We start from the raw sequence: 14,295 nt of genomic DNA, 5'->3' as shown, positions 1-14,295 counted from the left end.
TGGACGTGCCTTGCCCCACTTGCCGCGGGGCGCGCTATGCGCGGGAAGCGTTTGACGTAAAATATACCAACCGGCGCGGGGAAAAGTTTTCATTGCCGGAGCTGATGGCGTTGGATGTTTCCGCGGCGTTGGACGCGTGCGCGGATTGGAAAGTGGTGCGCCAACGCTTGCAAATCCTGCAAGATTTGGGCCTGGGGTATTTGACCTTGGGCGAAGAAACCCCCAGCCTTTCCGGCGGGGAAGCCCAACGCTTAAAATTGGCAAGTGAAATGGGCAAGCCGCAACATTCCACCGTATTTGTGTTTGACGAGCCCACCATCGGCCTGCACCCGTTAGACGTGCGCACGCTGTTGGGGGTGTTCCAAAGGCTCATTCAAAATGGCGCAACGGTGGTGGTAATTGAACACGATTTGGACGTTTTGCGCCACGCGGACTATATCATTGATATGGGGCCGGGCGGCGGCAGTGCGGGGGGAACCGTGGTGGCGTGCGGCCCCGCGGAAACAATTAAACAATGCCCGCAGAGCCTAACCGGCCGGTATTTATAAAGGATTTTTTATCATGCTCCCATTACCGCAAGAATTTATAGCATATACTTCCGCCCTGTTGGGGGCGGAGCGTTGGGCTAAATTTGAACAGGCACTCACGCAGGAAGCGGCCGTCAGCGTGCGTTTCAACCCGTGGAAATGTACGGGGGAAACGCTTTTCCCGCAGGCTAAGCCGGTGCCGTGGTGCCAACAGGGGTTTTGGCTGGCCGAGCGCCCCCGCTTTACGCTGGACCCGCTTTTCCATGCCGGGGTGTATTATGTGCAAGAGGCGGGCTCCTTATTTTTAGATACGGTGGTACGCGCCTTGGTGGCGGGCCCGGTACGCGCGCTTGATTTGTGCGCCGCCCCCGGTGGGAAATCCACCCTGTTGCGGGCGGCACTGCCGGAAGGCTCCGTATTAGTCAGCAACGAGATTGACCGCCGCCGCGCCAATATCCTGTTGGAAAATATGCTCAAACAAGGCCACCCGGATGTACTGGTCACCCATAACCCGCCCAAAGATTTCGCCAAAACAAATTTGGTTTTTGATGTTATTTTGGCGGACGTGCCCTGCTCGGGCGAGGGGCTTTTCCGGCGTGACGAAGGCGCCATAAAAGAGTGGAGCGTGCAAAATGTGCATTTTTGCCGGGAACGCCAACGGCAAATTTTGCAGGATATTTGGCCGTGTTTGCGCCCGGGCGGATTGCTGATTTACAGCACTTGCACATTCAACACGCACGAAAACGAAGAAAACGTCCGTTGGATAATGGAAAATTTAGGGGCGGAAATAGTGCCGGTGCCCGTCCGACCGGAATGGCAGATTACCGGCAGTTTGTTAAGCGGGTGGCAAGAACCTGTTTACCGTTTTATCCCCGGTATTACGCAAAGCGAGGGGCTGTTTATGGCGGCCCTGCGCAAAAAGAGTGACGGCGCCGCCGGGGCCGCCCTGCCGGGTGCGTTGCGGGAACAAATCAAAAAATATCCGTTTATTCATTTATTGTCCGACGGACTCCCCCGGCCGGAAATAAAAGGCAAAGATGTCATCCCTTCTATCGGGCAGGCGCTTTCGCTGGCTACCCGGGAAACGGACTTCCCGCGGGTGGAACTCCCGTTGGATTTAGCCCGGCGGTATTTGCACCGGGAAAGCCTGGTATTGGGCGCGAATGTGCCGCGCGGGTTTGTGTTGGTCACTTATCAAAACCAGCCGCTCGGCTTTATGAAAAACCTGGGCGAGCGCGCCAATAATCTCTATCCTAAACCGTGGGCTATCCGCAGTTTATAAAAACCGGGCGGTGCGGCAAAACGCGGTATTTATCCGCCGACCTGCCGCCCGGCCTCCCTTATAAAAATATATTTTAATAAAAAAAACACGACCGGCTGTTGTCGCGCCGATATGCTATGATATCAGGAGCGGGCAACGGCAAAAACGGCCCGGCCCCTGCGCACTATTTGCGCCAAGGAGATTTATGCTAAACGAAACATTAAACAAAATCAGCCGTTTAATGTATATTTTGAATGGGTTGGATAAGGGGGAAATATCGGTTTCTTCCATGGCCCGGGATTTGAATGTGACACTCCGTACCATTCAGCGGGATTTGCGGATATTGGAGGAGGCGGGGTTCCCGTTCGCCAATACCAAAAAAGGGTTTTATTGCTTTGTGGAGGGGTTCAGCTTGCAACGTATGCGCGTGAGCGCCCAAGAAGCCGCCATGCTGGCGCTCCTGGGTGAAATGGCACGCAGTTTGGGCAGCAATTTTGCGGATACCTTCCGGGAATTGCGCAGTAAAGTAATAGAAGAAAATAAAGAAAATCCGTTTTTTATTAAAATTGCCAAAGGGCAGGCGTTCAAAGACCCTAAATTGATGAAGACGTTGGAGCAAGCCATCAATGGGCGCAATCATATTATTATCCAATATGAAAATTCGCCCTTATCCGGCCGGAGTATTTCTCCGCTTAAAATAGCGTGGTTTAACGGATTTTGGTATTTGTTGGCTTACGGAAAAAATGAAACCATCCTTAAATTGCGCTTAGACAAAATAAAGGGCGCAAAACTGCAAAATTCCACCTTTATCCGCCCGCAGACGCTGGAAAAAACCTTGCAAGACAGTGCTTCCGTATGGTTTGAAGAAAACAGAACCCACCACGTTAAATTGAGCATAGATAGCGAGGTTGCCTGCTACTTTGAACAGCGGGAGTATTTCCCCAAACAAAAGTTAATTAAGTCCGCCGCGGCGGGGCCTTTAACGCTGGAGTGCGCCGTGGGGCGGTTTGAAGAAATTATACCCACCATTTTGGAATGGATACCGCATATTGTGGTGCAGGAGCCGGCCGAACTAAAGGCGTTAATCGCCGGGAAAATAGCGCAATACAGCCGGAAACTACAATAAATCGCCCGGAAAAACTAAAAATTTTGTCTAAAAATTCGCACTAATAAGAATTATTACTATTAAAGCCAAAAATAAGCTATAATAAATGTACGGATTTTAATAATTTAATTTTTAGGAGAACCCCGTATATGACCGCACAAGAAAAAAAAGTACTTGAAAATAAAATTTCCGATATGAAACAGGAATTGAACGCCGTAAAAGGTTCCAAATGTGAAGTATACAGCCGCGTGGTGGGCTATTTGCGCCCGGTGCAAAACTGGAACAAAGGTAAAAAAGAAGAATACGAAATGCGCAAAACGTACGCGGTGGAAAACGCCAAAAGACCTTGCGAAGCGTGCAAATAAGCGGATTGTTTAATGTTTCCGCGTTTTATTGAACGCGCACCCCAACCTTACCGATGATAGAGGGAAAAATTAGACAACAAAAAAGCCGCTTACTTAAAAGCGGCTTTCTAAATGGTCGCCCAGCAGGACGCCGTTTGCGATGCCACCGGCATAACGCTGGAGCAGTTGGTGAATTGGGAGGACTTCTTCCGGCGGTACGCTTCCACAAAACGGGGGTTGTATAAAATATACTTCAGGCGGGCCATCACTAACCTTTTGGACAATTGGCGCGTGTTTACGTCCAGCCGGGAACGGGCCCCAAAAACCAAAAAGGAACTATTGCAATATGCAAAATCCCGCCGGCTTATCACCCCGGGAATGCTTTTTTGCCATCAAATGGCCCAACGAGGAATTACCAAAATACTGACGGTGCCTTTTAAGCTGTATTATAAAAGAAATTATTACGGCAAGATGTTAAAACGCCTGTGACACGCCGGCCAAACGGGCCCACGCTTTTTGCGCCACGGGCCGTTTGTGCGGGCGGGCAGTTCGGGAAACGCGCTTAGTGTCGGTTGGTTAATTTTTGCGCCACCGCTTGAACGGCCTGGGCCAGCTGCGCGGCGGACTTTTTAAACGCCTTGCCGGAAAGAGAAATCGGGTCTGCAACGTCTTTTTCCTGCCCGAAAGCAAAATCGTTTAGCAGATACATTTTATCGCTGTGCTGGGCATAACGGTCGGCCAGTTGGTCTAAGTGGCGTTGCTGCATCAGTAAAATCAGGTCGGCTGTTTGCAGGTCTTGCGCCTGCAACGGGGCGGGCGTATGCGGGGCGGGTGTTATCCCTTGTTCGGCCAGAAACGCCAACACTTTGGGAGGGACCGCATAAGACGGGTCTGCATACAACCCGCGGGAAAACACGTCTGCCTCCGGCACGGCCTTTTTGAGCAATTCCTGCGCCATAAAACTGCGGCACACATTTGCATAACAAATAAATAAGACTTTCATCGTTTCTACTATAGCAAATTTTATACAATAAAAATATGGGTATGTTTCTGAGACTTTGGATAGCCGGCTTACTTTTCTTTATTGCCTTTGCATTTGCGGGGGCAGAGCCTTGGGCTTTTTCCGTTGTGCAGGCGGGTGTGTTGATAGCTTTGTCGGTTTGGCTTTGTTCTCGCCGTATTTTTATAGCTACACCCTTATTAAAAATAGTGTTAGGAACGCTTGGCTTTTTAATCTTCTTTTGCGCATTACAGGCATCTTTTCCCACGACGCTTCTTGCGGCAGTACCTTGGTTTCCCGCATCGCTGATGCCGCTTTTTACGTGGGAACACGCTTCTCTTTTTATTACTTATGCTGCTGTGGTGGCTGTTGTGTCCCAGTTGGCGGATTGTTCCAATGCTTTAAAACAGTTTGCTTTGGCTGTTGGCCTGTGCGGTTTGGCCGTGGCCTTGTGTGCCTTATGTTTACCTGACGGAGAATATATCCGCTTACTGGTGGGTATTCGCGGCGGAATGGGGCCGTTTTTTAACCGCAATCACGCCGGTATATTTTTGGCTATGTGTGCGGTAGTTTCTTTGGGGTATGGAGTTGCCTCATTTTTGGACTATGCCCGCTTTGCGGCGGAACACAGAAAAAATCAGTTTTTTTGGCGGCAAGTGTTTTTTGCGGTAATGTTTATCAGCCTTGTTTTGGGCGTGGTATTTACCCGTTCCCGGGGCGGAATGTTGGCTGTACTGACGGGAATTTTTGGTTATACCTTTTTGTGTGTTTCTTTGGTTCCGTACCGCTGGAAAACGCGTTTGAAAGGGTTGCTTATTACATTCACGGTATTTTTATTATGTTCAGGGTGGATTTTAACGCATACACAACAAATTAATGCTTTTGCGCACCGGGCAAGCGGTACATCGGAAGAAACGAGAAAAATGCTTTATCGTGCCGGATGGACGTTGCTTAAAGAACGCCCCGTATGGGGGATTGGTGTAGGCGCGTTGCCTGTGGCCATTACGCCTTATATGGAATGGCAACTTCCCAGTTATGTAGAACGGCTGCACTGTGATTGGTTGGAACTGCTTTTGGGGCTGGGCTGGGGTGGCTTTTTACCTTTGGCGGGCGGGGTGTTGTGGTTTGGTGTGATGGCGCTTGCCCGCCTAAAAAAATTGCGTACCCGCAAGAAATTTTTGTTTGCTTCCGTATTATCTGCGTTATTGGTAATGGGGGTGGGGTGTCTGGTAGATTTTGATTTATTTATTCCTGCCACAGGTATTTTATTTTTTTTGATTATCGGTATGGCGTGCAGTGCGTCGTACGATAAAGAACATTTACAGGGCTACTCCTTATTTCCTGTTTGCTTGGGGGGCATTCTGTTGCTTGCGCTTTCCTCCTGTTATGTCCCTCTGCAAAAAACAATTGCCTGGCGGTTGCATTTGTTCGGGCGAGGTCTTTTGCCACAGCGTCAGGTGCAAATCTATGCACAGGCATTGCAACATTATCCGGCTCCTCGTTATGCCCTGTATTTAGGAAATGCGTACATAAAGCAAAGTTTGCAAACCCAAGAGCCGTCTGAACGGGTCGCCCTGCGCGCCCAAGCCAACCGGGTGGCGGTTTCCTACCTGACAAAATATCCCAAAGAAAAAGAACTCTCCCGCCTCTATTTGAGTACATGGGCACAAAAATAACCCTAAAAAGAGGGATAAAAATATTAAAAATAGCATATATTTTGATAAAATATAATCAATGAAAAAAATACATTTTTTTATATGGAGCGCCGCTATCTTGGCGGCGGCCTGTGCCGGAACGCCGGCACGCACTTATACACCGGAACAACCTTCCGCCGCGACGATGGAAATTTCCCAAGGTATTGAACAGTTTCGCCGTGCGGATGCCTACCTGCTACAGCCCGGTGATTTGCTGGAAATTAAAGTTTTTATGGAAGATGATATGGAGCGCACCCAGCGTGTTAGTGGCGGCGGTGCGATTACTTTTCCGTTGGCGGGCAACATTAAAGTTGCGGGGTTGACGGTAGCCCAAGCCGAAGACCGCCTTTCTTCCGCGTTGAAAACCTATCTTAAAAATCCACAAGTTTCTATGCTGATTAAAGAATACGGCAATAAAACGGTTTATGTGTTAGGCCAGGTAAAAAAACCGGCCGCCATAGAAATTCCGCCGGAAAAGCCCTTAACTGTATTGGAAGCCATTACTTCCGTGGGCGGTTTTACGGAAATTGCCGCCACGGGCAAGGTACGGGTATTGCGTATGGAAAACGGCGTACAGCGGGCTTTGGATGTGGACGTAACCCAAATTACCAAGCAGGGAAACAAATCGTTGGATATTGCCCTGCAGCCGGGTGATGTGGTGTTTGTGCCGCAAAGTATGTTCTAGGGGAATTTATGGAAAATACGACGAATGAAGAATTGGATTTAAGTTATTGTATCAACCTTGTTTTTAAGCGTTTTTGGCTGTTGGTGGCCATGGTGGCGTTGGGCCTGGTGGCGGCAGTGTTGGTAAACCTGCTGATGCGCCCGGCTTATAAAGCAACTGCGCTGATGATGATTAACAAAGAGGATGCCGGCAAGATTGATGCCACCCCCTACGGTTCTTTTGCCAGCGAAGAAGATTACTACCGCACCCAGTACCAGCTGTTGCAAAGCCGCTCCCTGCTTAGCAAGGTGTATACAAAAATGAAATTGGGCCAAGTGGAAGAATTTGCCAACCCCAACGGTCTTAAAAAGTTGGAAAAGTCCCTGGATGTGGCTCCCATTACCCGCAGCCGGTTGGTTAATGTGTCCGCTACCGCTTATGATCCTACTTTGGCAGCGGATATTGTTAATACTCTTACCGATACGTTTGTGGCGGATAACGTCTCCAACCGCGTTTTTATGGGGCAGGACGTCATTGCCGCACTGGAAAGCACTGAGCGCAGTTCCGCCGAGCAGGAACTGTTAAACTCTATGCCGCAGGTGGTAAATAGTGATTTTATTAAAACCTTAAAACAGCAGGCCTCCAAACTGGCAGCCGACCGTGCGCGTTTATTGGCTAAATACACTACGAACCATCCGGACGTTATTTCCGTGCAGAACCAATTGGATGCGGTCAACGGTCAAATTAATACCGAAACCCGCCGTTTGGTACAGAGCATAAAGATTGAACTTTCCGGTCAATTTTCAGGCAATAATATCCGTGTGATTGACCCTGCCGTTACGCCGGAAAAACCGGTCCGTCCGCGCAAATTAATGAACTTGGCTATTGGTTTGTTGGGCGGCGGATTATTAGGGTTAATGCTTGTTTTTGTGTTGGAATTTTTAGACCAAAGCGTTAAATCCAGCGAAGATTTGGAAGAAAAACTTGGCCTGCCCTTTTTGGGTTTTGTTCCGTATGAAAAACTCAAAAAGAAGGAAAGAGAGTATGCCACCTTGCTGAAAGAGGGGAATTCTCTTGTGGCTGAAAATGTGCGTAATGTGCGCACAATGTTAGATTTTTCTTTGGCGGGGGAGCATAATGCACCTATTTTAATTACCAGTTCTTTGCAAGGGGAGGGAAAAAGCCATTTGTCCTCCAACCTGCTGGTAGCCCTGGCGCAAACGGGCAAAAAGGTGCTGTTGGTGGACGGCGATTTGCGCCGTGCGCGCGTGCACCGTGTGTTTAAGTTGTCCACGGAAAAAGGATTGAGCAATATTTGGGATGCTGACCCCCAAAAAGCCGATTATGCGGCCAACATCCAAGCGGTCAAGGACGTGCCGAACCTGTTTGTGATGACGTCCGGCCAGCGTCCGCCCAACCCGGCGGAGCTGTTAAACACGCCCAAACTGGCCGATTTTATCGCTTGGGCCACCCAGCATTACGACCAAGTGGTTGTAGATTGCCCCGCTATTATGCCGGTTTCCGACACTCTTTTGTGGGGTAAATACATCCCGCGGGCGGTGTTTGTAATTAAGTACGGCCAAACCAACGCCAAACTGGCGCAACTGGCTTTGGATAAACTTAAAAAGGCAGGAATTAAGGTGCTGGGTGCTGTGATTGGACATTACCGTCCGGAAGGCCTTTCCTACGGCAAATACGGCTATTACAAAAATTACAGCTACTACAACGAAGAGAAATAACAGTCCGCTTATTTGATAATTATCCCCCGCCTACGACGGGGGATAGTTTATAATCGGGCTGTATAAAGACGTAAAAAACAGTTATAATTTATTTATATTATTGTACTGTAGGGGGGGAGTTGGTATGTTAAATCAGCCGTATACTTGGGTAATTACCGGGGGCGCGGGGTTCATCGGGTCTCACTTGGCTAAAACGCTGGTGGCACAGGGGCAGCGCGTCCGCATTTTTGATAATTTTTCGTCGGGAAGAAAAGAAAATTTAGAGTCCATCGCAAACAAGGTACAAATTATAGAGGGGGATATTTGCGATTTTAATGCCTTGCTGACCGTATTAAAAGGGGCTGATTTTGTGCTTCACCATGCGGCGCTGGTATCGGTGCCGGAGTCGGTGCAAAAACCGCTTGCCACCTGGCAAATTAACGTGCAGGGTACGGCTAACGTGTTGGAGGCCGCCCGCCAAAACCGCATCCGGCGCGTGGTGTTTGCCTGCTCCAGTGCTATTTACGGCAACGGGCCGGATTTGCCTTACAAGGAATCAGCGCCCGCCTCGCCGCAATCTCCGTATGCGCTTTCCAAATTAATGGGGCGGGATTTGTGCCGCCACTACACGCAGGTGTATGGGCTGGGGACTGTTTCTCTGGTCTATTTTAATGTTTTCGGGCCGCACCAAAACCCCAATTCCCCGTACGCGGCCGTGATTGCCAAATTCATGCAGTTAGCCGCCGAAGGCAAGCCCTTGGGCATTGATTGGGACGGCTTGCAAAGCCGCGATTTTGTACACGTGCGCGACGTGGTGCAAGCCAATCTGCTGGCGGCCTTAAAAGGCGAGCCGGGCGGGACGTATAACGTTGCTAGTGGGAAAACGTGTTCTCTGTTGGACTTGGCCGATATGTTAGATAAGGTTTCCGGACAAAAATTGCCGCGTGTTTTTCGCCCCAAGCGGGAGGGAGATGTGAAACTTTCGTCGGCGGATATTTCCCATATCAAAACTTTGGGTTTTGTGCCGCAAGTAACTTTAGAGGATGGATTAGCCGAGCTTTGGCAACTGCAACGGGGGGAAAAATGAAACGTCTGATTCTGTTTGGACTGGATTTTGCGGCCTTTTTTACCATTTTGTTCGTAACGGTTTCCGTACGCCGTTTGGAAATTGACGGCTGGACGTACTTCAATAACTGCAAAATTTTCTTATTTGTATTCTTCCTTACAAGTTTTGTTTTGTGGTTGTTTTCGTTTTACGATTTTAAAGCACTTCGCAAGCGTACTATCAGCTATAAAACCTTGGCAATTGCTTGGACGGCGTGTGTGCTGCTTTCGTCCAGCTTCTTTTATTTCTTGTCTGGCTACGGGTTGCCGCTGCTGACGCCCAAGGCCATTTTGGTGGCCGTATTGACGTTATATTTTGCTTATATATATTGGGTAAGGCGGTCTTACTTTAACTTAAATTTTGTAAAAGTAAATTTGTTGCTGTTCGGTGAGAGTAAAACGTTGGATGAACTTCGCCGAGAATGTAAAATTTCCCGCGGTTTTACCGTGTGCGAGGGCGGACTTGTGCCGCAAGCAGATACCAAATACCCCTATAAAAATTTGGATTGGGTCGTTTTTAGCAGTAAATTGTTCAAGGAACACCCGCAGGCGTGGCCTGTAATAGTGGAAAAGTTTATTGCCAGGGGCGTGTATGTAGACACGGACTTTAACGTGTACGAACGCCTTTTCCGCCGGGTTTCGCGTGAGAGTATCGGCGACGAAATGTGGTTGCTGCGCGGCATCGGCGCGCGGCGGGAAGATGCCATGTACAACATGCTCAAACGCTGTATGGATTTTGCGGCGGCGGTGTGTCTGCTCCCGTTTTGTGCGGTGGCGGGGGTGTTTATTTACGGAATGATTAAGCTGATAGATAAAGAGGAGCCGCTCTTTACGCAAAAGCGCACGGGCTTGTTGGGTAAAACCATTACCCTGTATAAGTTCCGCACGATTAAATCTAAGGGGCAAGAGTCGGACAAAGAGCAAATCACCCGTACGGGCAAGTATTGGCGGCGGTTTCGCTTAGATGAAATTCCACAGCTGATTAATGTGCTGAAAGGAGATATTTCTCTGGTCGGCCCGCGGCCTATTTGGACCAGTGAATTTGAGTTTTTAAACCAACATATTCCCAATCACGCCGTGCGCAGTGTGGTAAAACCCGGTATTACGGGGTGGGCACAGCTTAATTTTAAGGCGCCTATCACTTATGTAAATTTCCGTCATAAAACCCCCGAAGCATTTGAACCGAATGCCTTTGACGGGGCTTTTACGCGCTTTTCTTATGATGTGTGGTATATCCAAAACCGCTCCTTTTTGTTGGATTTGGAAATTATTATCAAAACCGGTATTCGTATGTTTATCAAGGATTCCCATGTGGCGTAATTTATTAGCGTGCGGCGTGTTGTTGGTTGCTGGTGCGGCGTGGGGCAAGCCGTTTCCGCTTTGTATGTACGGGGTGGATAATCCCGCAGATTTGGCCGTTATAAAAAAAGCGGGGTTTTCATGCTTTCAAACGTACCGGCAAGAGCCTGAACAGTTAGCCGCCCTGGCTAAACAGGCGCAAAAAGTGGGGCTGAAAGCGGTGTTTTATCCCAATAAATTATTTGACACGCCGTACGAGTCGCAAGCCCGCCGCTGGCCCATGTTGGCCTGGTATTTGGTGGATGAGCCGGATGTGTGGCGTTGGCCGCGTTCCCGCGTGGAACAGGCATATAACCGCGCCAAATTTTCGTTTCCCGCACACGCGGCGGCGCTGGTTATCGGGCAGGGGAAAACCGCCATACCGTATTATGATTTGCCGGACGTTTTGATGATGGATTGGTACCCTGTGCCGCATTTGCCGCTGACTTCGTTTGGCGAGCAGGTGGCTTTGGCCAAACAGGGGCAAACGGCGTTGGGCGCAGCCAAACGGCCGCTGTGGGGCGTGGTGCAAATTTTTGACTGGAAGGAATTTAAGCAACACCGCCCGGATAACGACCGTATCGGAAGGTTTCCCACGCAGGCGGAAATACGCTTTATGTCTTACCACGGCATTTTAAGTGGGGCGGACGGGCTGTTTTATTTTGTGTTCACTTCCAACGGAAAGCCATTGCCGCAGGCTCAGCCCGAATGGTGGGCGCGGGTGGTGGCGGTTAGCCAGGAACTGGCCCGCTTAAAACCCGTGCTGGAAAAGGGGCACGAGGTCTTTTCCCTTACCGTAAATTCTCCGCTAATGGCGAAAACCTGGCAGTATAAGGGTAAAAAATATACGGTGTTGCTCAATACGGCGCAAGAAGAGGTGCCCGCCCCGGCAGCAGTGCTATCTGCCCGCTATAAACCCTTGTATGACACGCAAAAGGCGGCCCGGCTGGCTCCCTATGCGGTGTGGGTGTTGAAGCACTGATTGCGGCGGTTGTGCGGGCCGTTGGCGTGTTGTGCGGGATTAATAACGGGGTAGAAAAAAGAGATGTTTTTAATTGGGGTACATAAAAAAAGAGGAACAGTAAAAACTGTTCCTCTTTTTTAACTAAACCGGAACCGGTTAGAACAACGCTTTGGCGTAAATACCAAATTGGTTGCGGTCGTACTTGGCCCAATCTTCGTTGGAATCGCGGGTGCGGAACTGATACCACACACCGGCGGATAACCATTTTTCAAACTGGTAGTCCAAGGCCGGGCGGACAGACCACAAATCGTCGTTGCGTTTGGTGCCGTCGCTGTATTCGCGGGAATAGTTCATGTTTTCCCACGACAAGGTGAGCGAGGCCGTCCATTTGTCGTAGATTTTTTGGGAACCGTACAAGGACACGAGCGTATCGGCGAAGTAGCGGTTGGGATTGCCCACATAAGCGGTGGTTTCTTCCATCTGGCGCTGGCCGGAAAGTTTAATGACGTTCTGTTCCGTCGGCTGCCATTCCAAGGCCGCTAAATAACCAACCATGTCGTTGTAGTTTTTAGCACCGGCCAAGTCGTTTTTGTAATCGCGCATATCGTAGGTTAATTTGGCCGTACCGGTTACTTTGGAGGCCAGTTGTCCGTTTACGCCCAAGCCCACGCTGCCGCCGGTGGAGTTGTTGACGTCGTTGTCGGCGTAGTGAATGTCGGAATAGACATATTCCACAAAGAAGTTCGTTTTGGGCGAAACATTGTAGAACGCTTGCGCGCCCAAGTTGACGCGGTTGCGGTTCAAGCTGCTCCAGGCGGACTTCATGTAGCGGTCAAAAATATCTTCGGCCGTGATACCCAAACCAAAGGTTTTTTCGGTGGAAGTTTTTAACGCTAAATATCCGACGTTCTGCACACGTTTGGCGCGGTCGGTCAAGGCACTGTTGGCCGGGTCGGACGTATAGATAAAGCGGTCACCCAATTTCATGTAGTCGTTCTGCAGTTGTACGCCGGCTAACGTGTCCCAATAGTTATTGGTGGAAGGTTTTTCCGTGTAGGCGTTGTACCCGACCAACGCATTGGCGGAAAGTTCCAAGCCGCTGCCCGGGATGTTGGCCGCATATTGCGCGCCCACGCGGGTAGTGCTGATGACGGACCCTTTGGTATCGTCTTTGGTGAGGTAGATGTTGTCGTCGTAAGTTACGTTTTCGGATGCCGTAAACGTAAGGGGCTTTTGCGCGGCCGCCATTACAGGCAACATAACCAAAATGCTAAAAGCAATTACTAGTTTTTTCATATTCATTAATACTCTCTGAACTCTCTCCGATTAATAACGCGGCGCAGAAGGGCTTAACACTGCTTCTTCGGCAATGTTTTGAACCGCTTGCTGGGCAACCGTGTTTTCGGCTAAAGCCGCTTCGCTCACGAACGCCGGTACGGTGTCTGCGGAAACTTCGCCTTTTTTCAAGGCAGACACTTTGCCCGCTTCGTCGCGCACATACAACGTGCCTTCTTTAACGGTGATGGCGTTGTTTTTGGTAGAAACGACAAAAACAGTTTCCCCCGTAGAGGAGACGACATTCTGACCAATTTTTACGTTAGACAAATCGTTCCCCTTTACCGTGATGTTTCCATTTTTATCTTGGGCGATTTGGACCGCTGTGTTTGCCGGAACCGTAATTTTTACGCCATTGTAATTGACGACGACTTCTTTATCAGATTCTGTTTCAATTGTAGCGCCGTCTTTATATTGGGTAGTTTTTCCATCTTGGGTTACAAAAACGGCTGCTTGCGCGATGCTAACCAAGAAAAGAAAACCACAGAGTAATGCCAACTTCGCTTTCATTTTGTTCCTCCTATGGTATTAAACTTCTACTATAAAGATAGCATAATTTGAAGGAAGGTGTCTATAAAAAAGGGGAAGAATTTTATATTAGTTTTTGCGGTTTCGTCTGAGCGTAAAGTTTGGACAAGCGGGCAAAGATATGCTACTCTAAAGTAATCTTTGGCCCGCACGCAGAGCCGTGCTGAAAGGGGGGCTTTTATGAAAGGAATTATTTTAGCAGGCGGCGCGGGCACGCGGTTATATCCGGCGTCCTTGCCCATTTCCAAAATTTTACTGCCTATTTACGATAAACCGATGATTTATTATCCGCTTTCCACCCTTATGATGGCGGGCATACGGGATATTCTCATTATTACCACCCCGGAAGATATAGATAATTTTAAAAAGCTGCTGGGGGACGGCTCCCAATGGGGGCTCTCGCTATCCTATATCCCGCAACTGGTCAAGAAGGGAATTGCAGATGCTTTTGTGCTGGGGGAAGAGTTTATCGGCACGGACAGGGTGGCCCTTATTTTAGGGGATAATATCTTTTACGGGAACGGGTTTGAGCAGATTTTACACAACGCCCAACAAAATGCAACGGGTGCTACGGTGTTTGCCTACGAAGTAAGAGACCCGGAACGCTTTGGCGTGGTATCTTTTGATAAAGCAGGAAATGCCGTATCTTTGGAAGAAAAACCTAAAACCCCCAAAAGCAATTTTGCGGTTACTGGGCTATATTTTTACGATAA

At 49.2% G+C, this 14,295-nt stretch carries 13 protein-coding genes and 1 pseudogene; 11 read left to right on the top strand and 3 right to left on the bottom strand.

Annotated elements, in window-relative coordinates; translation table 11 throughout:
* The 4 genes and pseudogenes from ACQY18_RS04795 to nrdD form a co-directional block, all read left to right on the top strand.
* Positions 1–548: pseudogene (locus ACQY18_RS04795) on the top strand (excinuclease ABC subunit UvrA); the annotation flags it as partial.
* A 13-nt stretch (positions 549–561) separates the two neighbouring features.
* Positions 562–1,809, top strand: coding sequence for a methyltransferase RsmF C-terminal domain-like protein (locus ACQY18_RS04790; RefSeq protein ID WP_428039042.1), 1,248 nt, complete (start codon positions 562–564; stop codon positions 1,807–1,809).
* Between the two features lie 184 nt (positions 1,810–1,993).
* Positions 1,994–2,914 (top strand): helix-turn-helix transcriptional regulator, encoded by a 921-nt coding sequence (locus ACQY18_RS04785; RefSeq protein ID WP_428039041.1) that lies wholly within the window; start codon positions 1,994–1,996, stop codon positions 2,912–2,914.
* 128 nt (positions 2,915–3,042) lie between these two features.
* Complete coding sequence (nrdD, locus tag ACQY18_RS04780) at positions 3,043–3,258, top strand: anaerobic ribonucleoside-triphosphate reductase (protein WP_428039040.1); 216 nt, start codon at positions 3,043–3,045, stop codon at positions 3,256–3,258.
* Between the two features lie 541 nt (positions 3,259–3,799).
* On the opposite strand, the gene ACQY18_RS04775 is transcribed toward nrdD, so the two are convergent.
* Positions 3,800–4,240 carry a hypothetical protein gene (locus ACQY18_RS04775; protein ID WP_428039039.1) on the bottom strand — a complete coding sequence of 147 codons (441 nt, stop codon included), beginning with the start codon at positions 4,238–4,240 and terminating at the stop codon, positions 3,800–3,802.
* 305 nt (positions 4,241–4,545) lie between these two features.
* Here ACQY18_RS04775 and ACQY18_RS04770 point away from each other — a divergent pair, with 305 nt between their 5' ends.
* The 6 genes from ACQY18_RS04770 (at position 4,546) to ACQY18_RS04745 (ending at position 11,737) form a co-directional block, all read left to right on the top strand.
* Positions 4,546–5,913 carry an O-antigen ligase family protein gene (locus ACQY18_RS04770; RefSeq protein ID WP_428039038.1) on the top strand — a complete coding sequence of 456 codons (1,368 nt, stop codon included), beginning with the start codon at positions 4,546–4,548 and terminating at the stop codon, positions 5,911–5,913.
* Positions 5,914–5,971: 58 nt separating this feature from the next.
* Positions 5,972–6,616, top strand: a complete 645-nt coding sequence (locus tag ACQY18_RS04765) for a polysaccharide biosynthesis/export family protein (protein ID WP_428039037.1) — start codon at positions 5,972–5,974, stop codon at positions 6,614–6,616.
* Between the two features lie 8 nt (positions 6,617–6,624).
* Complete coding sequence (locus tag ACQY18_RS04760; RefSeq protein ID WP_428039036.1) at positions 6,625–8,334, top strand: GumC family protein; 1,710 nt, start codon at positions 6,625–6,627, stop codon at positions 8,332–8,334.
* 124 nt (positions 8,335–8,458) lie between these two features.
* On the top strand, positions 8,459–9,400 hold the full coding sequence (locus ACQY18_RS04755; protein WP_428039035.1) for an NAD-dependent epimerase/dehydratase family protein: 942 nt from the start codon (positions 8,459–8,461) through the stop codon (positions 9,398–9,400).
* Positions 9,397–10,737, top strand: coding sequence for a sugar transferase (locus tag ACQY18_RS04750; RefSeq protein ID WP_428039034.1), 1,341 nt, complete (start codon positions 9,397–9,399; stop codon positions 10,735–10,737). The genes ACQY18_RS04755 and ACQY18_RS04750 overlap by 4 nt, the downstream gene beginning before the upstream one ends.
* Positions 10,727–11,737 carry a hypothetical protein gene (locus tag ACQY18_RS04745; protein ID WP_428039033.1) on the top strand — a complete coding sequence of 337 codons (1,011 nt, stop codon included), beginning with the start codon at positions 10,727–10,729 and terminating at the stop codon, positions 11,735–11,737. Before ACQY18_RS04750 ends, ACQY18_RS04745 begins: the two co-directional genes overlap by 11 nt.
* Positions 11,738–11,875: 138 nt before the next feature.
* Here ACQY18_RS04745 and ACQY18_RS04740 read toward each other — a convergent pair whose 3' ends face one another.
* Both ACQY18_RS04740 and ACQY18_RS04735 read right to left on the bottom strand, forming a co-directional pair.
* Positions 11,876–13,015 carry an outer membrane beta-barrel protein gene (locus tag ACQY18_RS04740; protein ID WP_428039032.1) on the bottom strand — a complete coding sequence of 380 codons (1,140 nt, stop codon included), beginning with the start codon at positions 13,013–13,015 and terminating at the stop codon, positions 11,876–11,878.
* A gap of 30 nt (positions 13,016–13,045) precedes the next feature.
* On the bottom strand, positions 13,046–13,564 hold the full coding sequence (locus tag ACQY18_RS04735; protein WP_428039031.1) for a hypothetical protein: 519 nt from the start codon (positions 13,562–13,564) through the stop codon (positions 13,046–13,048).
* 198 nt (positions 13,565–13,762) lie between these two features.
* On the opposite strand from ACQY18_RS04735, the gene ACQY18_RS04730 reads away from it, so the two are divergent.
* On the top strand, positions 13,763–14,295 hold a 533-nt coding region (locus ACQY18_RS04730; protein ID WP_428039030.1), incomplete at its 3' end, for a sugar nucleotidyltransferase.

Source organism: Candidatus Avelusimicrobium faecicola (genome assembly GCA_900540405.1).
Lineage (GTDB): Bacteria > Elusimicrobiota > Elusimicrobia > Elusimicrobiales > Elusimicrobiaceae > Avelusimicrobium > Avelusimicrobium faecicola.
The sequence above is the reverse complement of the archived record's forward strand: the minus strand, read 5'-3'. Positions and strand labels throughout refer to the sequence as shown.